This is a genomic window from Limnospira fusiformis SAG 85.79 (assembly GCF_012516315.1).
GTDB lineage: Bacteria > Cyanobacteriota > Cyanobacteriia > Cyanobacteriales > Microcoleaceae > Limnospira > Limnospira fusiformis.
Window position 1 is genome coordinate 6,356,007 of record NZ_CP051185.1, and the last position, 21,504, is coordinate 6,377,510.

A 21,504-nucleotide genomic window follows, 5' to 3' on the forward strand; every position below is an offset into this window, starting at 1 on the left:
TTAATTATTAGCAGAAGTCGCCGGTTTAGGGTCAAAGCTGGGAAATGGGGCGACACCCCCTTGATATAGGGGAAGTACACCGTTCCATTTCTGAATCATCTTTTCCTGAAGTTCTAATTCCCTGAGTCTGATAGTCATGGGGTTGACTGTGGATGCACCAATTCTGGCTGCTTCTGCGTCCGCTTGGGCTTTCGCTAGTTGACGTTCTGCTTCCGCTTGGGCGACTTGTAGTTGTGCTTGAGCGGCGATCGCCTGTTGTTCAGCTTGAAAACGGGCGGTCATTTGCGCTTCAATGGCGCTATCAAAACGGGGCTTACTGACAAACCCAATCGAATCAAATTCCACCCCCACGCCGACAAATTTTTGGTTTAAGCAGTTTTGAACCGAGGTCAATAGTTCTCGCTGTTTAGTTCCGACAATATCTTCCGGTCTTAATCCGGCTGCTTCTTGGTTAAAGCAGTTGCGGAGTTCACTGCGGACTAAAGTCGCTTTAAACTCATCAGGGTCTTTCAGATATTTACCATAAAAATCCTTGATTTGGTTCGTATTGAAAAAGTAGGATAGAGAAATATCTGCATTGACGCTAGTTCCCCCAACTCCGAAAGAGATGCTTTCATCGATAGGTGAACCTTCATCTCTCGCCGCTGAGAGGATGTAATATTGAACGTGATCGGGAAAAACGATAATTTCCTCGCTGTAAGCATTATACCATACTTTTCCGGTGCTAATAGTGGCATTCTGTACACCGCGATTGCTTCCGTACATTTGCACTCTCAGTCCTACATAACCAGGGGGAATGCGTTTAACACTGGTTCCCGGAATTACGCCACAGGAAGAGATACTCATACTTACTAAAATGGCGCATCCTGTTAACCCTAGTAAATTGGGGATTTGCGCGGTTTTCATCATCATAATTACCTCTGGGAGTCTAACAGTTTTAACCAAGATGTTTCATCTTCGGGAAATGTTGCTTGTAGCTGTTTTTGTTCGACTTTGGCGCGATGAATTTTGCGGGTAACATGAGAAACCGATAAGCCTGGAATTATTACTAATCCAGTTAAGTAGCCAAATACTCCTAACCAGACTTTCAGGTTACTGGGGGAACTAACTAAGTTGGCGGAAGTTCCTAAAATCCAAAAGCAAAGGATGAGTTCAAAACAACCAACTACTAGCCATTTAAGCAGGGTTTTCATGACTGGGGAATAGAATCGAGTTATAGCCCGGGGGTTAACTCGATGGGGTGAATATGCGCGATCTATTTAGCTCCTGTGTACTATTATAGGCGATCGCTTTAGGACTCAACAGATATCAAAGATTTTTTTAAGATTGTCTGGCGAACCTCAACAGCAGATAGGTTTAGTCATTAGTAACTGTTACCTAAAGTTTTGGAAAACCCCGTTGATGAGGCTATGAACTAGGAAATATTTACCTAAACGGACTCCATTCCACCGAAAAATATAACCCATGTTCTTGGAGAGTTCGTTTATTGGAACTAAGTTCTATCAGGGGAATTCCCCAATCAAACCTGGCGCGGAAATTATCACCATACTGCCAACGCAAGCCTAAACCTAAAGACATTAAAGTTTCCGCAGATAATTGCAATTCGTCAGCGTTGCTACTCCAGGCTGTACCGAAATCGACAAAGGGGGTAACTTGTAAAATTCCCTTATTGTTATCTACTCGGAGAATGGGATAGCGTAACTCCGCCGAAGCAAATATAAAATTATCGCGCAATAAGGCATCCTGACGGTATCCCCGAAGATTGTCTAATCCCCCTAATCCTACTTGTTCTAGGGGTACTAATTCCTGTGTAGATAATTGGATATCCGATCGCCATAATACGGGGGTATTTGGGGCTAATAATCGCAGCCACTGTGCTTGACCTCGCCATGCTATATATTGGCTATCAGGACCATCATCATTAATCGTCGAGTTCAACAGATTTAAGCCTATACTAAATTGCGATCGCGCCGCCAAAACCTGTTGAGTTCCTCGCCTGGTATATTCCTGAGATAAGCGCAAAATTGATAGGCGGGTTTGACCATCCGAGTCCGCACCTCTAGCTAAGGGAAAACCTATGCCTAAAATAGATGTCTCGCTTTGGCGACGAGCGAAACTAACACCCAAAGCAAACTCTTCTGTAGGTGTCTGAATAATAGGTTGGCGATATCGCAATTCAAAGGTCGTGCTTTTCGCCTCAATATCCAGTTCATTAAAAGGTCGTTCTACAATATTACTATCCGTATAATTAAAGTAAAATCCGACCGTACCGTTGCGGGCATTAATCGGAAAATCATAGAATATATCTACTACATTACTGCCATCCGTATTACTATAATATATCCCTAAACCATCTCCTTGTCCGAGAAGATTCGCCTCTGTCAGTTCAATGCCTCGTTGAAACGTGCTAACACTGGGGGGGCGATAGTTATTAGCAAATAAATTAATATCGAAGGTTTTAGCCGTCGCAAATTCTACGTCTAAGATACTCTGACCAGGACAAGTTCCCGTAGATAATTCCGCTTGTATCGTATCAATTAGGGGGTTTAATTGTAATAGTTGTAACGCCGCCAGTAGACGATTTTGATTGAGGGTTTTTGCCGTAGCCACAGCTAGACTACTACGCACATAATTGGGGTTTAGTCGTCCTGTAGCGCTGACGTTAATATCAGTTACTTCGCCTTATAAAATTTGGATATTTACCGTTCCCTGTTGCAGTTCCTGGGGGGGATAAAAGCGCCCGAAGTGATGTAACCTTCGCTGATATAAAGATTGGTAATCGCCGAACGTGCTTGCAAAAGTTCCGCCAACGTAATCGGACGGTTTAGAAAAGATTGCGTAACTTCTGCTAGTTGTTGATTACTAAAGGCTGTGTTTCCTTCAAAGCTGAATTGTTCGACAATAATAGTAATAGATACATCTGGAGTTTCTTCGATATTTTCTGGTGTCGGTAAAGGGGAAGGAAATAACTGATCAGGTGTGGGTAACTGCGGGGGAAGTTCGGGTTCTGGTTGGGGACGTTCTGGTAGTGATGGAATGGTGTTGGGAACCTCTGGAAAATTTACAGGTAAGACCGGGGAGAGGCTTTCGGCTAGGGTAGCACAAGGGTAAGTGATAGCTACAATCTTAATAGTGGTATTTAGTAGCAACTTCAATAGGTTATTGAACATAGGTTTTGGAGTTCAGATGCCCATATTTACTCCTCAATGTGTAACTGCCAGCTATATTGAGATTTTCATCATTTTAGCCTGGTTTTTTGTGTCTGACACGGTTAAATATTTCCCAGAGGTTGCCGTTAGTTTCAATGGCTGATTAATCAGAATTGGTCGCTAACAGGTCCCTGACTTGTTGGGCTAAGGTCAAGGGGTTGAATGGTTTGGTAATCACTCCGGTGATGTCCATTTGTTCAAAGCGATCGCGATCTTGTTTTAGCACTTTGGCTGTCAGCAGAATTACCGGAATTTCTCGACAGCTTGGTGTTTGTTGGAATTGCCTGGCCAACTCGAAACCATCGAGATCTGGCATGGATACATCTAACAAAATCGCATCAGGATGTTCCGTTTTGGCTTTCTGTAACCCCTCTTGACCAGACTTGGCTGTAATTACATCCCAACCTCCCAGATCGGTCAGACAAACCCGGACAATTTCCCGGATACGTTCTTCATCATCAATTACTAAAATTTGGGGTTTTGACATAGGTCACAATTTAGGCCACAATTTACGATGTAAGCAATATAAAACTACTCTGGCTTATTAGATTCAAATAGACAAGCATTTTTCCGGTCTACGAATACAGAAAGTTATATAGATAATTATCAATTTTTACCTGTTACTTCTGTGGTCTGTCCCTGATGGCATTTGAGTTAAGCCATACTTATATATCTGGCAAAATGATTTTAATATTTAAAAAATTGTAAATATTTATGACATTTTTATTGAGAATATTTCCCACAAATTTGACGAGAGAATGGGGGTTATGGTAGGGTGGAAAAAATTAAAAATGAGCGCTGTTTGTGTGCGTATAGCAAAAATGAGGCTAAAACCCTGATTATGTCGTCAGTTTAAATGTCAGTGGGCGGAAAATGGCTAATCCCGAGACACCAATTTTGCCGAAAAAATGGACGGCCAAAAATCGGGGGGTTGACAAAAATCACATTTTGTGCATCATGACTGTTAAATGGGGAAATTGAGTTTTTAAAAACAAGTTTAATGGTCAGTACGGTTGGTATGTATAACCATAGGAATAGTGAAATAAAAAGTGCTGCCTTTAGCCAATTGACTTTCGACCCAAATTTTGCCGCCGTGTTGCTGAATAATACTTTGACAGATAGATAAACCTAAGCCAGTCCCACCCTTTTGGCGAGAGTCCGAGGCATCGACTTGCTGAAAGCGACTAAAGATAGTTTCTAGTTGTTCGGGAGGAATGCCACGTCCCTGGTCGCGGACTTGAAAAAGCACCATATCATCCTGTGGATAAGCTGAGAGAGTGACGGTGGTATGGGGAGGGGAAAACTTAATAGCATTACCGACCAAATTAGTCAGAGTTTGTAGCATAGCATCTCGTTCCGCCCAGAGTTGAAGGGAGGTGGGTAAAATTTCGAGGGTAATGGAGTCTTGATGAGCGATCGCTTGTAAACTCTTAACCACTTGTGTCATCAAGTCCTGAGCGGAACAAGCCTCCATTTGAAATTCAACCTGACCCGAGTTTAACCGTTCAATATCAAGAATATCATTCACCAGTCGCACGAGTCTTTCTGTCTCTAATAAAGCAATTTGAATAAATTTATGAAACTCCTGGGGTTTGTGATCATACAAGCCAGAAGATAACAGTCCTAAAGAACCTTGAATAGCGGTGAGTGGCGTTCTCAGTTCATGGCTAACCACAGAAATAAACTCATTTTTCATCTGTTCTACAGCTCGCCGTTCACTGATATTCTGAGCTTGAGCAATAAAATAGAGAGGAACCCCGTCAATATTTCGGACTACGGACATACTGAACAATACCCAAATCACATATCCTTGCTTATGAAGGTAACGTTTTTCTACATAGTAATATTGAACTTGACCATCGAGCAATTTTTTAATGGATTTTACCTCCTGCTCATAATCTTCTGGGTGGGTGATATCTTTACATTGAAGTTGGAGTAGTTCTGCTTCCTGGTAGCCTAACATTTCACATATACAGCGATTAACTTTTAAGCAGTTTCCTTGGGGGGATAACAATGCCATACCGATCGCTGCATCTTCAAAAGCAGTGCGGAAGAGTTCCTCACTATCTCGGAGTTTTTGTTCGGCTTGTTTATAGTGGGTGATATCAAAGGTTAAACCTAAAATTTGGCTAAGTTTACCCTGTTTGTCTAACAATGGTAAATATTTAACAATCAGGGTTTTTGGGGGTTGATTTGGAAGCGTAATAGTAGCTTCGCCCATTTGTATGCTTAGGGTTTGGATCGTTTTTTCTAGCAAGGGTAAATAGTGGGAAGTTGCCTCTGGGAGAAATAGCTCTTCATCTCGGCGACCCATAAATGTTTCTTCTGACCAGCCTGTTAGTTCTAATGCTCGTTGGTTGACGAATTTTAAACGGCGATCGCTGTCATAAATTACAAAAACATCAGGAGCATGGTTTACCGCTATGCGTAGGAGTTCTTCGCTTTCTGCTAAGGCTATTTCTGCTTCTTTGCGATCGCTAATATCTTCCGCAAATCCTATATAACGCAGGGGAGAACCATCGTCATTATAAATAATGTTGACTTCTTCATAAACCCACCTAATTACACCATCATTTCTAATAATCCGATATTCTCGTTTAACCAAATTATTTTGATGCTGTTTTTCCTGATAATTAATTACTGCTCCTCGGTCTTCTGGGTAGATGGTATTTAACCAAGAATCAGGATTTTGATAGAGACTCTCACAGGTGCGTCCCCAAATTTTTTCATAGGCTGGGCTTAAATAAATATATTGTCCTGAATGGGCGCATTTTACAAAGAAAAACTGACTGATAGTAGAGGCAATTTCTTGAAAGCGTTTTTCACTTTTGATTAAGGCGACTTCAGTTTTTTTACGATAGTTAATATCTGTGATAATCGCACAACATCCAGCATATTTACCATCATCAAATATAGGATTAGTTGATAGTATAGTCCAGAGAATATCTCCGTTTTTCCGCTTCCATTTAAACTCATGTTGTTCCGCAATACCTTCACGACGACGTTGCAGATAATTTTCGACTATTGGATAATCCTGTTCATCCACAAACTTAAATAGGGAAGATTGAGTTATTTCTTCTTGGGTATAACCCAGCATATCTGCCATTTGCTGATTGACACAAGTGGTCATATTGTCACTGTCAATCATCCAAACTCCTTCGAGGGTCGTTTCAATGATAGTCCGAAATTTAGCCTCGCTTTTTATTAAAGCTGCTTCCGTCTTTTGGCGATCGCTAATATCTTGAACCCAAGACAGCAACATATTCAGTTTTCCTGATTCATCGTAAAAATTGGAATTGTACCACTCACAATAAATAACTGAGCCATCTTTGCGGTAATTACGATTTATGCAAATCCTCCTTTTTTCTTGATTAGCAAAAATGGTCTGAGTTTCTCGATTAATGCGATCGCTATCTTCCTCAAAGATTAATTTCCATTCATTCATCGACTTACCCAACACTTCCGACTCAGACCAACCAAATATCTCTTCTGCTTGCTTAGACCATTGGATAACCCGCAATTTTCGATCCCAAATAATAGTTCCCATGGGAGAATTATCAATCAGTGTTTTTAATTGATGATTCACCGATTGTAATTGCTGTGTAATTCCTGAATGATGGGTGAAATCATCCCCTCTGTGGGAGGATAGCAGTTGCATTTCAATGCGACCTTGTGCTTCTTCCAAATCTAAGGGATAAATCAGAACATCTGCTACTCGCAAGTTCAACCGGCGAACTTCCCGAAATATGGTTGTAGACTCAGCTAGTAGCATAATGGGAATGTTGGCGGTTACCGTGTGCGCTTGTAATTGTTTGGCGATCGCATATCCATCAGTATCCGGTAATTTCACATCTAAAAGAATGAGGTCAGGTGGAATATGTTTCGCTACCCCCAGACCTTCATATCCATCACCAATAACCTGAACTTGATAATTATTGATAGTTAATAGGTTAGCCAGTTCCCCGCGACTCGGAGACTCGCCTGCAATCACTAAAAGCCGAACCGGAAAATTGATATCGGTGGAAGCCATAATCTGCTATCAGTGCAAGAAAATATACTTATAGTTTTGATAGTAGCGCTTTTGATATTAAAGTCATAGCGACTTGACAAATTTTTTTCTTGAACCTTATAAGTTTCTTATATTTCACTGCTATAGTTAATTCCAGACCCTGATTGATTCTCAGTCCACCCATAAACGAAAATCACTGTTGATTTTTCCGTGGCGATCGCCTTCCCACTAGCTATGCTGGCTAGGAAGGTGTTAGCCACTTACCCCTATCACAACTCAGAAACTCTCTCCGAGGGCTGATGCTGTTTACATAGATAGGGTATATGGGGGGCTGAGTTTTTTTATGGCGCATACCTCCCCAAATAAATTTGGCTAACTCACCCGCCGTCTTATAAGTTTCTTATATTTCACTGCTATAGTTAATCCTGGACCCTGATTGATTCTCAGTCCACCCATAAACGAAAATCACTGTTGATTTTTCCGTGGCGATCGCCTTCCCACTAGCTATGCTGGCTAGGAAGGTGTTAGCCACTTACCCCTATCACAACTCAGAAACTCTCTCCGAGGGCTGATGCTGTTTACATAGATAGGGTATATGGGGGGCTGAGTTTTTTTATGGCGCATACCTCCCCAAATAAATTTGGCTAACTCACCCGCCGTCTTATAAGTTTCTTATATTTCACTGCTATAGTTAATCCTGGACCCTGATTGATTCTCAGTCCACCCATAAACGAAAATCACTGTTGATTTTTCCGTGGCGATCGCCTTCCCACTAGCTATGCTGGCTAGGAAGGTGTTAGCCACTTACCCCTATCACAACTCAGAAACTCTCTCCGAGGGCTGATGCTGTTTACATAGATAGGGTATATGGGGGGCTGAGTTTTTTTATGGCGCATACCTCCCCAAATAAATTTGGCTAACTCACCCGCCGTCTTATAAGTTTCTTATATTTCACTGCTATAGTTAATCCTGGACCCTGATTGATTCTCAGTCCACCCATAAACGAAAATCACTGTTGATTTTTCGGTGGCGATCGCCTTCCCACTAGCTATGCTGGCTAGGAAGGTATTAGCCACTTACCCCTATCACAACTCAGAAACTCTCTCCGAGGGCTGATGCTGTTTACATAGATAGGGTATATGGGGGGCTGAGTTTTTTTATGGCGCATACCTCCCCAAATAAATTTGGCTAACTCACCCGCCGTCTTATAAGTTTCTTATATTTCACTGCTATAGTTAATTCCGACCCTGATTGATTCTCAGTCCACCCATAAACGAAAATCGGCACTGATTTTTGAGTGGCGATCGCTTTCCCACTAGCTATGCTGGCTAGGAAGGTGTTAGCCACTTACCCCTATCACAACTCAGAAACTCTCTCCGAGGGCTGATGCTGTTTACATAGATAGGGTATATGGGGGGCCTGAGTTTTTTTTTCGCGCATACCTCCCCAAATAAATTTGGCTAACTCACCCGCCGCCTTATAAGTTTCTTATATTTCATTGCTATAGTTAATTCCGGACCCTAGTTTATTCTCAGTCCACCCATAAACGAAAATCGGCACTGATTTTTGAGTGGCGATCGCCTTCCCACTAGCTATGCTGGCTAGGAAGATATTAGCCACTTACCCTTAATAAAATGATAGGGTATATGGGGGGGGCTGAGTTTTTTTTGGTACATTAATCTATGACATCTACTGACAAACCTTATCAAAAAATTCCGATTCAAGATTGTGGGGAATTGTTGATTCCCATTCCCGCAGAATTGTTTATTTTTGAGTCTCCTCACCCCTATCATAAATTGGGTGCGCCTTATCAACTCTCTCCCGTTAGTTCCCCCTATTACCTGCGAGAGAATGTTGGCGATCGCTTAATTACCGCTAACCAATATTTACAAGCTGAATATCCCCATTTGCGGATTTTGGTTTTTGATGCTTATCGACCCATTGAAGTACAACAGTTTATGGTTGATCATGCTTTTCAACAACAACTTAAAGCCACAGGATTAACCCTAGAATTGCTATCCGAACAACAGCGACAACAATTGTGGGAGGAAGTTTATAAATTTTGGGCTAGTCCTAGCCATGACCCTGCTACCCCTCCCCCCCATAGCACTGGGGCTGCTGTCGATGTTACTTTATTTGATATCGTGACCGTCAGTGCGCTTAATATGGGTTCTGATATTGATGAGATTTCTCCTCGGTCTCAACCAGATTATTTTGCCGAAAGTTCCGATCCTACCGAACTAGAATATCATCGAAATCGACAAATCTTAAAGCAGGTCATGACCCGGGCTGGGTTCCTACAACACTTACATGAATGGTGGCATTTTTCCTATGGTGACCAAATGTGGGCTTGGCTGCATAATCGTCAGAGTACAAAAGGCGCGATCGCTTGTTATGGTCGGTATAGTTAAAATCACCATATATATGCCGCCACATTTTCCCATGATACAAGTATAGGTCAAGTCGCCGAGTTTGTCAAGCCCAAAACCCTAGTTAATTTCATGTTTAATCGTTGAGTGTTTGTGTGGCTGTGTCTAACCCTGTAGCCCTGAGAGACAGACAACATTTCCGCCAGAAGCGATCGCTCTCCAGGCTGGCTATTATGTAGAAATTAGCATATATATGCCGCCACATTTTCCCACAATACAAGTATAGGTCAAGTCGCCGAATTTGTCAAGCCTAAATCTGTGCGTGTCTAACTCGGTCCGAGTGAGAGAGAGCCATAGGAATTGTGGAACGATGGCGGGGTAATAATTGAGAGATGATCAGAGATTCTAAGGATAGTTAAAATCGGGAAAATCTGTTAACTTCATATTAGGAATTAGTGGCTAGGAGTGATTTAATCTTGACACATTTAGAAAATTCTGATAAATTCAGGGTAGAACATGGTAGATTCCCTATCCCCGTGGCTATACGAACCGTTATGGCTGTAATCACCCTGTCTGTGGCGATATTGCTGACATCATGTAGCCTGCCACAGGTATCAGCCGCGAACCGGATGTTCTTAGATTTATCCCTAGAGTTTGTGGGTGAGTACGAACTACCAGAGTCTCAAAGGCTGTCAGATTTGACCTATGAGATTACCGGATATGGTGAACCCACCGACAGTGGTATTCGCTTCTATGGCCTAGGAGAGTCCGAAGGCGAAAGCGACCCGACAGAATTATATACCCTAGGGTGGGAGTTTGCTGACGGTAACAAGTCGCCAGTTCCTGGCAAAATTACGATAGAGGAGAGCATCAAATTAAGCGATCGCCCTAGGGAAGCGCGCAGCATAGCCTTTTCCCCGCGCAAGTCGCTGTTTATCGCTACAGATAACTCCCACATTGGGGAATATGACCTAGAAACGGGGGACCTAAAAAATACCGTCCCACTACCTCCCAGCTATGTATTGAATGAGGATGAGACCAAACCCCCCCAAGGCTTACAACCCGAGTTAGGCATAAAGTCTCTAGCCATAGCGCCTGATGGTTTTAGTGCGGGTGGGATGGACCCATTTAGGTTGTTTGTCGCACCATACGCACCACTAAAGCAGGATATAGATAGCGGTGCGGGGAAAGTGCGAATATTGCATTATGTGATAGCCGATCGCGCTTCGTTTTTAGTGTCGGAAAATCTGTATAATTTGGATGAAGATGCCCAGGGAAGGGAGTTAGCCGGACTGGTGGCTCTAAACCGGGGAGGTTCATTTCTGAGTTTAGAGCGATCGGCAAGTGGTATCGGTGCCGGAATTTATCAAGTTTTTAGTGGAGACGCAACAGATACCTCCCGCATTGCCAGTTTACGCGGTAAATTAACCAAAGTTCAACCCTTGCGAAAACAACTGCTTTTAAACCTCCCAGAATTAGGAGTTAATGCCCAAGTTACTGGTATGACTTTGGGACCCCGGCTTCCTGACGGTGGACAGAGTTTAGTCGTCATTAAAGATAACCCTCCCGGTTTATTGATTTTTCGCCTGACCGGAATTAAGGGATAATCGATGATGGGCAATTTAGTCAATCATTGGCGTTGGGGGTGCTACTGCGCCCCCATGGTGATCCAGCTTGGTGCCGCCTAGAACTGTGTACCCAATTGTTGTATCCTACAGAATCGAGAAAAAATTGTTAGGAAATCATATTTATTGGCGCTATTATGACACACGCTACAGATATTCTGACCCTAGGGCGTTGGTTGGCTGCGGACTTCAGCAACCAAGCCCAAGCCTTTGAAAATCCGCCATTTTTCGCTCATATTCGGGTCTGTATGCGTCCATTACCGTGGGAACTTCTCAATGGGTTGAGTTTGTATCTGGAACAGGCCTATGATATTAACCTGAAACAGCCTTACCGGGTGCGGGTGCTGAAATTAATCGCTGTAGATGATCATATCGAAATCGAGAATTATGAGATTGATGGTCAAGAGGAGTTTTTTGGGGCTTCTAGGGAAGTCTCGCGCCTGAAAGCCTTAAAGCCGGAACAACTGAACAAACGGTGCGGCTGTACTTTTATCACCCACTGGACCGGAAAGGAATTTAAGGGAGTCGTCGAACCCGGGAAAAGCTGTATGGTAGAACGGAAGGGAAAACTGACTTATTTGGATAGTAGTTTTGAGATAGACGGCGATCGCTTTATTAGCCATGATCGTGGTATGGACCCAGAAACCGATGAGCATATCTGGGGCGCGGTAGCTGGACCTTTTGAGTTTGTGCGCTGGGCGAGTTTTGCTGATGAGGTGAAGTTAGGGCAATAATGGTTTATAGGGGGACCAATTGCTGATAAATTAACCTAAGTATCAACAAATACAAAATTTCACTGAAAGTTTATGAGAGTTCTGGTTACTGGTGGTGACGGCTACTGCGGTTGGGCGACGGCGCTGTATCTTTCCAACCGTGGGTATGAAGTGGGTATTCTGGATAACTTGGTGCGGCGACACTGGGATCAACAGCTAGGTATTGAGACCTTGACACCCATAGCCCCTATTCAACAAAGGATTCAGCGCTGGCGCGATTTAACGGGTAAGTCTATTGACCTGTTTATGGGCGATATCAATAACTATAGTTTTCTGATCAATAGCTTGCGGGAGTTTCAGCCAGATTCTATTGTTCATTTTGGTGAACAGCGATCGGCTCCCTTTTCAATGATAGATCGTGAACACGCAGTTCTCACCCAAAGCAATAATGTAATGGGGAATTTGAATATCCTGTATGCTATGCGGGAAGAATTCCCTGATGCACATTTGGTCAAGTTGGGGACTATGGGTGAATATGGTACACCCAATATTGATATCGAAGAGGGCTATATTACCATTGAGCATAATGGCCGTAAGGATACTGTCCCGTATCCGAAACAGCCCGGAAGTTTCTATCACCTTTCTAAGGTTCATGACAGCCATAATATCCACTTTGCTTGTAAAATATGGGGTCTGAGGGCTACCGATTTAAACCAGGGTGTGGTTTATGGGGTTCTCACCGAAGAGACGGGAATGGATGAGTTGTTGATCAACCGTCTGGATTATGATGGGATTTTTGGGACGGCTTTAAATCGTTTCTGTATTCAGGCTGCCATTAATCACCCCCTGACGGTTTATGGTAAGGGAGGACAAACTAGGGCTTTCCTGGATATCCGCGATACCGTGCGATGTGTTGAGTTGGCGATCGCTAATCCCGCTGAACCTGGTCATTTCCGCGTGTTTAACCAATTTACCGAAATGTTTAGCGTTGGCGACCTGGCGATGATGGTTAAAAAGGCAGGTGTGACCCTGGGGTTCGATGTGGAGATTCAGAATATCGAAAATCCTCGGGTTGAATTGGAAGACCATTATTTCAACGCTAAAAACACTAATCTGTTAGACCTCGGTTTGCAGCCTCATTATCTCTCGGATTCACTCTTGGATTCTTTGCTGAATTTCGCCATTAAATACAAACATCGGGTAGACAAAAATGAAATTCTACCCAAGGTTTCCTGGCGTAATCCGGGTTCCGTTTACGCGAAAAGCTAATCTCTTTTCCCCCCTATGTCTCCCCAGAGAGATAGGCGGGGAATCTGATAATTGACCATGGATAATGGATAATTAAATCCCGGAAATTATAATATGTTTATATGTCCGGTTTGTGGATATAAATATTTGCAAAAAATTCCGAGAAATTGTGAGGTTTGTAACTGGAATTTAGAGTTAACCGAAATTCATCCAGAACAACTAGGTTGGGCGATAGAAACATGGAAAAACCTAGATAGTTTGCAGGGAAAACGCAAGAAAAAGCGAGTGACGGTAGCGGATTTGTTACCCAGAATAAATGCCATTGAGTCCGAACTGACAGCAGCGAAAATTGAGCGAGAGAATCTGAGAAATCAACTAGATTGGGTTCTCTATCATATCGAAACCATTAACCCTGAACAGGTGACAGAAACCCTGTCAAAAATGCGGATCTGGTTAGAAGATAATCAAGCCGAAAATCCCCCCATGTCTGAGGTGGGTATGGACTATACAGGATTAATGGAATTATTGGCAGCCGGAGAGTGGAAAACTGCTGATGAGTATACTTGGAAGATTATCTTATATCTGACCGGAAGGGAACAAATGGGATGGTTAAATGTGGAAGATATTGATAATTTTCCCCTCACCGATTTACGGACAATTGATTATTTATGGGATTATTATAGTAGTGGATTGTTTGGGTTAACAATTCAACAGCAAATCTGGGAAACTGTAGAATCAGATTATAGTAAATTTTGCGATCGCATTGGATGGCGAGAGGGTAGTTGGAAATATTATGATGAACTAATCTTTAACCTAAACGCCCCCAAGGGACATTTACCAGTAATTCCTTGGCGGCGGCGGTCCTGCTACGGCGTAGGAATAGCCACCGCCTCCGAGATTTTATCGTCATTTATCGAGAGACTCTTAGCAGCCACCACTGACGGGAGGAATTAAAACCACCTCATCTCCGTCTTTTAGGTAGGTGTCTGGATTGACAAACTCCAGGTTAACCCCAAACCGGGTTAAATCCCGCCATTGTTGCAATTGGGGATATTCGCTAATCGCTACATCAAGGATATGAGATACAGGAGTTTCGGGTGCGAGTTGCAATACCAACTCAGGGACTCCATAGGCTTCCTGAAAAGCCGCGAATAGTTTAACCGTCACTGTAACCGAGGGATGGGACATCAAATCTTCAATCATGAAAAACCCGTCAAAACCAAGCTATCAGGAGTTTACAGCCTTATTGATAAGCTGAGATTAGCATATTGATTGCAAATTTCTCAAGCAGATGATAATTGACCTACACATCATAGATTATAATCTATAGCAAATCTAAAGAGAAAATAAAATCTCCCTTATAGTGGAGAACGGATTTTAGCAATTTATCCCAATCTTTCAGTTATGACTGAATTTTTCCTGCAAAACATTTGGTGGATTCCCTGCTATCCCTTTTTGGGGACGCTACTATCAATTCCCTGGTCTCCGGGAATTATCCGCAAAACTGGACCGAGACCCGCAGGATATATAAATATCCTGATGACCCTGATGGCTTTTGTACATGGCTTAATCGCCTTGGGCGGAATGTGGGGTCAACCTGGCTATGAGATGGTTATTCCCTGGCTACAGGTGGCGGATCTGGATTTTTCGATTCCCTTAGAAGTCTCAGTCACAACTATCGGCGCTACTTTGGTAATTACTGGGCTGAATTTCCTAGCCCAAGTTTACGCTGTCGGCTATCTGGAAATGGATTGGGGTTGGGCGAGGTTTTATTGTCTAATGGCATTATTTGAAGCCGGACTCGCCACCCTGGTATTGTGCAATTCCCTGTTTTTCAGTTATATCATTTTGGAAATTCTCACTCTGGGAACTTATCTATTGGTGGGTTTCTGGTTTAATCAGTCCCTAGTGGTAACTGGGGCGCGAGATGCGTTTCTGACTAAACGGGTGGGGGATTTATTCCTGTTGATGGGGGTGGTTTCCCTGTATCCCATGGCGGGAACTTGGAATTTTTCCGAATTAGCAACATGGGCGGAAACTGCAACGGTTAACCCTACTGTTGCGACTCTGTTAGGGTTGGCTTTGTTGGCGGGTCCTTTGGGTAAGTGCGCCCAGTTTCCTCTGCATTTATGGCTTGATGAAGCTATGGAAGGCCCCCTTCCTAGTACCATCCTACGAAATGCGGTAGTTGTCTGTTGCGGGGCTTGGGTATTAATTAAGGTGTTTCCGGTGATTTCCCTGTCTCCGGTGGCGGTGTCTGTAGCAGTGTTTATCGGTTTGGCTACCGCTGTGGGTGCAAGTGCGATCGCTATTGCTCAAATTGATGTCAAACGGGCGATTTCCTATTCGGTTAGTTCCTATATGGGGATAACTTTTATTGCTGTAGTCAATGGACAAACTCAGGCGGCGTTATTACTCCTGTTGACCTACTCCATGGCTATGGCATTATTAGTCATGACCAGCGGCGGAATTATCCTCAATAATATTACCCAAGATTTGACTCAATATGGGGGGCTGTGGTCGCGCCGCCCCATTTCGGGTATTTGTTTTATTGTCGGGATTATCGCTTTGGTCGCCGTGCCGCCTTTTGGTGGCTTTTGGACGATGTTGGAGTTGACACAAAATCTGTGGATAAGTCAACCGGCGATCGCCATTACCCTATTGGTAATCAACGCTTTAACTGCTTTTAGTCTCACCCGTGAGTTGGGCTTGATTTTTGCGGGACCTCCTAAACAGATGACTATTAGATCACCGGAGGGACTCTGGGCTTTAGTGCTACCGATGACCGTTTTAATGGGTTTGTGTCTACATATTCCCCTGTTGTTGAAGGCTTGGGGAGTCCTACCCAGTTGGGAAAATATTAACCTAACTATAGCCACATTACTCGTGGCTTCTAGTGCGATCGGTGGTGGACTAGCTACCTGGATTTATGTATTTAACGGCATTGAGAAACCCGTTAAATTATGGTCTCCATCAGTTCAGGACTTTTTCGCCTACGATTTCTATACCGCTAAACTGTATCGATTGACCATCATTTCCGCTGTCGCCCTCATCTCCAAAATTATTGATTGGATAGATAGATTTATTGTCGATGGCTTCGTGAATTTAGTCGGTCTAGCCACAGTCTTTAGTGGACAAAGCCTCAAATATAACGTTTCGGGACAAACTCAATTTTATGCCCTCACTATTGTGATAGGCATTACTCTCCTGTTAAGTTTGTTATCCCTTGGTTTGTTCTAACTCCCTCAAAAATGCTCAATCATGCTTAGTTTGTTAATTGCAATTCCCCTAGTTGGTAGCCTGTTAATCGGCTTGCTACCCTCTTCCTTTACCTCCCAACGGATTCGCTCGATCGCCCTAGCTTTCATGGCAGTAACCGGGCTGTTGACCCTGAAATTAACCCTAGATTTCGACCTAGATAATCCCGGTTTTCAGTGGGAAGAATATCTGCCCTGGATTCCCCAATTAGGGTTATCCTATAGTTTGGCAATGGATGGCTTATCTTTACCTCTGGTAGGGTTAAGCGCCATTTTGACCCCTATGGCGATCGCCAGTAGTCGCCCCGACATGAATCGCCCCCGTCTTTACTACTCCATGATTTTGTTAGTAAATGCGGCGATCGCTGGTGCTTTTCTCTCCCAAAATCTCCTGCTGTTTGTGCTGTTTTATGAATTGGAACTCATCCCCATTTATCTATTAATTAGCATTTGGGGCGGCGAAAAACGCGGCTATGCAGCGATGAAGTTCCTCATTTATACCGCCATCTCAGGAATTTTAATTTTGGCAGGTTTCCTAGGGATAGCTTGGTTAAGTGGGTCAGGAAGTTTTGATTTTAATGCCATTAATACTCAGAATTTATCATCAATTAGCCAACTGCTTTTGATGACCATTCTCCTAATTGGATTTGGGATTAAAATCCCTCTAGTCCCCCTCCATACCTGGCTACCTGATGCTTATGTAGAATCTTCCGCCCCCGTCACCATTTTACTGGGAGGTCTATTAGCAAAACTGGGAACCTATGGATTAATTAGATTTGGCTTACAACTATTCCCAGAAACCTGGCAAATCATCGCCCCCGGATTATCCATTGTCGCCGTCTTTAGCGTCATGTATGGGGCTTTAACCGCTATTTCCCAACAAGATATCAAGCGCATGGTTGCCTATAGTTCCATCGGTCACATGGGTTATATTATTGTCGCTATGGCTGCGGGAACTGAAGTTAGTCTGATTGGCGCTATTTCCCAAATGGTCGCCCATGGGTTGATTTTAGCTATTCTATTCCACTTAGTTGGCATAGTTGAAGTCAAAGTGGGAACTAGGGATTTAAAACTCTTAAATGGCTTAATGAACCCCCTTCGTGGTCTACCTCTCACCAGCGCCTTATTAATTATGGCAGGAATGGCGAGTGCGGGTATTCCTGGCTTGGTGGGATTTGTGGCAGAATTTCTGGTTTTTCAAGGAACTTTTGCCGTTTTCCCCATTCAGAGTTTACTCTGTATTATTGCCTCTGGTTTAACCGCTGTTTATTTTGTCATTTTGCTGAACCGCACTTGTTTTGGTAAGCTAGACAATGAGTTAGCCTATTATCCCCAAGTTTCCTTTTCTGAACAAGCACCAGCTTTGATTTTAGCCCTGTTAATTCTGTTCCTAGGCGTGCAACCTAGTTGGTTATTACGCTGGTGTGAACCTACAGCCAAACAAATGGCGATCGAGTTAAGTATTCATCCCGTGCAACAGGTAGCAATTCAACCCGAAAATCCTTCGAGTTTATGATGTTTTCCCCGCAGTTCACTTAATTACTGTTGATTATGACAACCAGTTTCATGCAAGCAGAAAAAACCCCCACTAAATTACCGCCCTCTCAACATGAGTTTGCGGAGATTATTCATCGCTTAGAGGCGGGAGGCGCTATGCTACCCGATACACCCGAAAATTTGATGCAAATTATCGGCATTTATAAGGCTTATGCCGTCCCTATGGATTTCTATTGGCGCGATTTGTTGTATATTGCTGAACGGGTGTTCCTCAATCCGTTGCCGTTTTTTAAATACTTTTTACCCCAGGAATATTTAGACCTGCATAACCATTATGCCGGGGATGATGCCGATTTAAGGATTTGGCGCGGAGAAGCGATCGCTCACCCGGAATTATTGGCATTTATGCAGAAAGGGGAAACCCGAAAAATGCCCAAACTCCTCCATCATTTATGGCACGATCGCGTTAATATGGAGTTCGCCGAAGCCTGTATGCAAGCCATGTTTTGGCATCGAGAAATGGGCGGCAGATTTGACAGTTATTTAGACACAGACGAATATAAAGCCAATGCTGACCGCGCTATCCGCGCTTATTTCCGCAAAAATCCGGTCATGCTGGGTTTATATAAACTGTTCCCCGATATGTTCTTAGAACAGGTCAGGCAACTTTCCTATTATAGCAATTTAGGGCTATTTTGGGAAGTTATGGCTCCCGTATTTTTTGAAATGAGCGATCGCTATGATGAGGGGACAATGACCACCGTACCCGAGGCGATGAATTTCCTGGTTAATGGCATTTTTGCGATCGCAGGTCGCCCTATTTATCATCATGTTTATATTGATGGCGAATGTTATGAAATCGTCCCCAAATCCAAGGGTTTTATGTGGCTCTATGAAGCCGCCTTACCCTATGTAGAAGCCGTTTTTTATCGCACCGCACCTTTCCGGGGTACTAAGTCCTACAACGCCCAAGCTAAAGAAGTTCCTGATGACCAGAAGGATTTTCATTATGGTATTCTTTACGCCGATATTTTCCCAGTTGGTACCGCTGGAATACCACCGACTTTATTAATGCAGGATATGTATCACTTCTTACCCCCCTACTTGGTGGATTATTACCAGAAATATTGCCGAGGTGAGGATGATATGTTGATTCAGTTGGCTAACACTTTTCAGCGTTCCATGTATTGCGTCACATCAGCCGTTATTCAGGCTCTAAGGACTGCTTTACTATATCCCCTTGATGACCCCAACCCCCGCCACCTAGAAGCCAACAGAGCCTTTTTTGAGGCGCAAATGGATCGATTTAAACGCCCCGAAGCACGGTTAAGGAATATTCAAACTCCCAATTACCGTTAAGCTAAATTCCCCGTAGGGTGCGTCATACCCAGGCTATAGAAATCCCAACCCGATAATTTGGGGATGACGCACCATAGAGGTTATATGAATCCCAACCCGATAATTTGGGGATGACGCACCATAGAGGCTATAGAAATCCCAACCCGATAATTTGGGGATGACGCACCATAGAGGTTATATGAATCCCAACCCGATAATTTGGGGATGACGCACCATAGAGGTTATATGAATCCCAACCCGATAATTTGGGGATGACGCACCATAGAGGTTATAGAAATCCCAACCCGATAATTTGGGGATGACGCACCATAGAGGTTATAGAAATCCCAACCCGATAATTTAGGGATGACCCACCATAGAGGCTATATGAATCCCAACCCGATAATTTGGGGATGACGCACCATAGAGGTTATATGAATCCCAACCCGATAATTTGGGGATGACCCACCATGGAAGCCCTAGCGCAGCATTACCGAGGGGTGGTAGATATGGTATTAGGTTTCATGAAGTAATAAAACCGCACATTCAGCCAACCTAGCGACTTGTTCTGCGACCGACCCCATTAACACCCGTTTAACGCCAGTATAGCCGTGGGTAGGCATAACAATTAACTCTATGTTTTGAGCTTTAGCATAATCGACAATTTCATGGCTAGGCGTACCAATTAAAACCGTGACCTTTGCGCCATCAAATCCTCTTTTAATCAACTCATTGTTCAAAGCGTCTTCTGCGTGTTGTTGTCGAGACTGAGGACTAACTGATTGCCACATAGAGCCAGGTTCTGCGGGGTGTAATTTAGGCAAAATATGGATAACATGGAGTTGAGATATATGGGGGACAAACTCTCGGGCTGGGGATAAAGCGGCAAAAGAAAGTTCAGAGAAATCGATAGGGACTAATACCGCATTTTTATTAAACCAACTCATCAGTTACTATCCTTTACTATCCTCTTGTGTTTTTCTACGACGAATTTCATCTCCTACTGTGGAATTTAATTGCGCCCCCAGAAGCACTACTAGGGAACTAATATTTAACCATAACAGCAGAACAATAAAAGTGCCGAGCGCACCATAGAGAACATTATAATACTCAGACTGGTAAACATACCAGCGAAATAAATTAGAGATTAAAGCCCAAAAAATCGCGGCCAGAATTGAGCCAGGAATTAAGGGAGTTTTAGGCTTTCGGTAACTAGGGCCATAGCGATATATCAGAGCAAAGTTAGTGGAGACAATGCCGAGGGTAATTGGCCATTGTAGACGATTCCAAGTATCCAATAATGTTGATTGAAGCAAACAATCTTGGACAGGTTCTTGAGCTAAACACATATCAATTTTATCGAGGGGACAATTACCCACTGTTTCTAAGATGCAACTTTTGCGGGCAAGAATTTCCACCAAAAAATCACTAATAAAGACCGCCCCTGATGCCATAATCAACAGCAATAATGTACCCAAAGTCAAAGCGATCGCAATTAATTTTGACTTCCAAACAGGTCTAATTTTGTCTGGTGGCACTTGATGAATTCTATTAAGGGCTTCCATCGCGGAACTAATCACCCCAGAAAACAGCCAAATAGAAATAATAAAACTAAACGAAAATAGTCTAGGGCTAAGACTTCTTCCCGATTGGCTCATAGTTGCCCCAATCAATTTTTGCACTTGTTCTGGTACGACTTCCCCTAACAAATTCGCCATTTCCAATAGGGTTGATTGTAGAGATGGATTGGAACTAATAGCGGCTAACAGAGCAAAAAGAGCGGGAACCAGTGCTAAGGTAGAGTGATAAGCCATTTCGGCAGACAAACCGTATAACCGTTGTTGAACAGTACGAACTCCTAAACTATGAATAGTCTGCCAATTGAGGTAGGTAAAGAATAGAACAAAATCCACCACGCGCTTTTTGATTTGACGACCTAGCCACCATAGGCATTTGAAAAGGATAATCAGCAGATCGGCGGTTTTGGCTGCTACCCACTCAAACCCCAGATACCATGCTTTACGGTTGAGTATCCATAGGGTTTTCAATCCCTGTAGCAGGGTTAACAGCAGCTTCCATAGCAGGTGTAGGATGATTAATAACAGGTTAACTACCATTTCAGCAGCACAGTCTATTATCTGGTTGAAACTTGGCAGCTTGAACCGACAGTGCAATATTGCCCTATTTAGGTGATATAAAAATTGGCAGGGCAATGCGAGTAGCATTTTGCGGGTTGGGG

24 protein-coding genes are annotated in these 21,504 nt (G+C 43.3%); 8 read left to right on the forward strand and 16 right to left on the reverse strand.

What is annotated here, in order from left to right:
- The 12 genes from HFV01_RS29745 to HFV01_RS31580 form a co-directional block, all read right to left on the reverse strand.
- On the reverse strand, positions 1-945 hold the full coding sequence (locus HFV01_RS29745; protein WP_318286067.1) for an SPFH domain-containing protein: 945 nt from the start codon (positions 943-945) through the stop codon (positions 1-3).
- Positions 915-1,193: a hypothetical protein gene (locus HFV01_RS29750; RefSeq protein ID WP_193520701.1), complete on the reverse strand. Its 279-nt coding sequence runs from the start codon at positions 1,191-1,193 to the stop codon at positions 915-917. Before HFV01_RS29750 ends, HFV01_RS29745 begins: the two co-directional genes overlap by 31 nt.
- 232 nt (positions 1,194-1,425) lie before the next feature.
- Entirely contained in the window at positions 1,426-2,628 is a 1,203-nt protein-coding gene (locus tag HFV01_RS29755) for a ShlB/FhaC/HecB family hemolysin secretion/activation protein (RefSeq protein WP_193520702.1), read from the reverse strand.
- Between the two features lie 71 nt (positions 2,629-2,699).
- Entirely contained in the window at positions 2,700-3,170 is a 471-nt protein-coding gene (locus tag HFV01_RS29760; RefSeq protein WP_006622976.1) for a POTRA domain-containing protein, read from the reverse strand.
- A 142-nt stretch (positions 3,171-3,312) separates the two neighbouring features.
- On the reverse strand, positions 3,313-3,696 hold the full coding sequence (locus tag HFV01_RS29765; RefSeq protein ID WP_006622978.1) for a response regulator: 384 nt from the start codon (positions 3,694-3,696) through the stop codon (positions 3,313-3,315).
- A gap of 510 nt (positions 3,697-4,206) precedes the next feature.
- On the reverse strand, positions 4,207-7,239 hold the full coding sequence (locus HFV01_RS29770; protein WP_193520703.1) for a PAS domain S-box protein: 3,033 nt from the start codon (positions 7,237-7,239) through the stop codon (positions 4,207-4,209).
- A 107-nt stretch (positions 7,240-7,346) separates the two neighbouring features.
- Positions 7,347-7,478, reverse strand: a complete 132-nt coding sequence (locus HFV01_RS31560; protein ID WP_006622980.1) for a hypothetical protein — start codon at positions 7,476-7,478, stop codon at positions 7,347-7,349.
- A gap of 140 nt (positions 7,479-7,618) precedes the next feature.
- Positions 7,619-7,750, reverse strand: a complete 132-nt coding sequence (locus HFV01_RS31565) for a hypothetical protein (protein WP_006622981.1) — start codon at positions 7,748-7,750, stop codon at positions 7,619-7,621.
- A gap of 140 nt (positions 7,751-7,890) precedes the next feature.
- Complete coding sequence (locus tag HFV01_RS31570) at positions 7,891-8,022, reverse strand: hypothetical protein (protein WP_006622981.1); 132 nt, start codon at positions 8,020-8,022, stop codon at positions 7,891-7,893.
- Between the two features lie 140 nt (positions 8,023-8,162).
- A complete protein-coding gene (locus HFV01_RS31575) occupies positions 8,163-8,294 on the reverse strand; it encodes a hypothetical protein (RefSeq protein ID WP_006622981.1) in 132 nt (43 codons plus the stop codon).
- Positions 8,295-8,406: 112 nt separating this feature from the next.
- Positions 8,407-8,565: a hypothetical protein gene (locus HFV01_RS29775; RefSeq protein WP_193521351.1), complete on the reverse strand. Its 159-nt coding sequence runs from the start codon at positions 8,563-8,565 to the stop codon at positions 8,407-8,409.
- 141 nt (positions 8,566-8,706) lie between these two features.
- Positions 8,707-8,838, reverse strand: a complete 132-nt coding sequence (locus tag HFV01_RS31580; RefSeq protein ID WP_006622982.1) for a hypothetical protein — start codon at positions 8,836-8,838, stop codon at positions 8,707-8,709.
- 62 nt (positions 8,839-8,900) lie between these two features.
- Here HFV01_RS31580 and HFV01_RS29780 point away from each other — a divergent pair, with 62 nt between their 5' ends.
- The gene (locus HFV01_RS29780; RefSeq protein ID WP_187757655.1) at positions 8,901-9,629 is read left to right on the forward strand and encodes a M15 family metallopeptidase; all 729 of its coding nucleotides are present in this window, start codon (positions 8,901-8,903) and stop codon (positions 9,627-9,629) included.
- A 94-nt stretch (positions 9,630-9,723) separates the two neighbouring features.
- Here the strand turns inward: HFV01_RS29780 and HFV01_RS31585 are convergent, their stop codons facing one another.
- On the reverse strand, positions 9,724-9,852 hold the full coding sequence (locus tag HFV01_RS31585; RefSeq protein WP_318286068.1) for a hypothetical protein: 129 nt from the start codon (positions 9,850-9,852) through the stop codon (positions 9,724-9,726).
- A gap of 271 nt (positions 9,853-10,123) precedes the next feature.
- Between HFV01_RS31585 and HFV01_RS29785 the strand changes: the two genes are divergently transcribed.
- The 4 genes from HFV01_RS29785 to HFV01_RS29800 all read left to right on the forward strand — a co-directional run bounded on the left by HFV01_RS29785 (position 10,124) and on the right by HFV01_RS29800 (position 14,127).
- The gene (locus HFV01_RS29785) at positions 10,124-11,194 is read left to right on the forward strand and encodes an esterase-like activity of phytase family protein (protein ID WP_318286069.1); all 1,071 of its coding nucleotides are present in this window, start codon (positions 10,124-10,126) and stop codon (positions 11,192-11,194) included.
- Between the two features lie 155 nt (positions 11,195-11,349).
- The gene (locus tag HFV01_RS29790; protein WP_193520704.1) at positions 11,350-11,946 is read left to right on the forward strand and encodes a chromophore lyase CpcT/CpeT; all 597 of its coding nucleotides are present in this window, start codon (positions 11,350-11,352) and stop codon (positions 11,944-11,946) included.
- A 72-nt stretch (positions 11,947-12,018) separates the two neighbouring features.
- Positions 12,019-13,194, forward strand: coding sequence for an NAD-dependent epimerase/dehydratase family protein (locus HFV01_RS29795; RefSeq protein WP_006622986.1), 1,176 nt, complete (start codon positions 12,019-12,021; stop codon positions 13,192-13,194).
- A 93-nt stretch (positions 13,195-13,287) separates the two neighbouring features.
- On the forward strand, positions 13,288-14,127 hold the full coding sequence (locus HFV01_RS29800; RefSeq protein WP_193520705.1) for a GUN4 domain-containing protein: 840 nt from the start codon (positions 13,288-13,290) through the stop codon (positions 14,125-14,127).
- Here HFV01_RS29800 and HFV01_RS29805 read toward each other — a convergent pair.
- The gene (locus tag HFV01_RS29805) at positions 14,098-14,376 is read right to left on the reverse strand and encodes a MoaD/ThiS family protein (RefSeq protein WP_006622988.1); all 279 of its coding nucleotides are present in this window, start codon (positions 14,374-14,376) and stop codon (positions 14,098-14,100) included. The genes HFV01_RS29800 and HFV01_RS29805 overlap by 30 nt on opposite strands.
- Before the next feature lie 201 nt (positions 14,377-14,577).
- Between HFV01_RS29805 and HFV01_RS29810 the strand changes: the two genes are divergently transcribed.
- The 3 genes from HFV01_RS29810 to HFV01_RS29820 are packed head-to-tail and all read left to right on the forward strand — an operon-like array spanning position 14,578 to position 19,286.
- Positions 14,578-16,413: an NAD(P)H-quinone oxidoreductase subunit F gene (locus tag HFV01_RS29810; RefSeq protein ID WP_006622990.1), complete on the forward strand. Its 1,836-nt coding sequence runs from the start codon at positions 14,578-14,580 to the stop codon at positions 16,411-16,413.
- Between the two features lie 21 nt (positions 16,414-16,434).
- Entirely contained in the window at positions 16,435-17,946 is a 1,512-nt protein-coding gene (locus HFV01_RS29815) for an NADH-quinone oxidoreductase subunit M (RefSeq protein ID WP_006668300.1), read from the forward strand.
- 35 nt (positions 17,947-17,981) lie between these two features.
- The gene (locus HFV01_RS29820) at positions 17,982-19,286 is read left to right on the forward strand and encodes a CO2 hydration protein (RefSeq protein WP_006668301.1); all 1,305 of its coding nucleotides are present in this window, start codon (positions 17,982-17,984) and stop codon (positions 19,284-19,286) included.
- Positions 19,287-19,780: 494 nt separating this feature from the next.
- Here HFV01_RS29820 and HFV01_RS29825 read toward each other — a convergent pair whose 3' ends face one another.
- Both HFV01_RS29825 and HFV01_RS29830 read right to left on the reverse strand, forming a co-directional pair.
- Positions 19,781-20,212: a universal stress protein gene (locus HFV01_RS29825; protein WP_006622993.1), complete on the reverse strand. Its 432-nt coding sequence runs from the start codon at positions 20,210-20,212 to the stop codon at positions 19,781-19,783.
- 6 nt (positions 20,213-20,218) lie between these two features.
- Positions 20,219-21,382, reverse strand: a complete 1,164-nt coding sequence (locus tag HFV01_RS29830; protein ID WP_006622994.1) for a YihY/virulence factor BrkB family protein — start codon at positions 21,380-21,382, stop codon at positions 20,219-20,221.
- Positions 21,383-21,504: the final 122 nt, after the last annotated feature.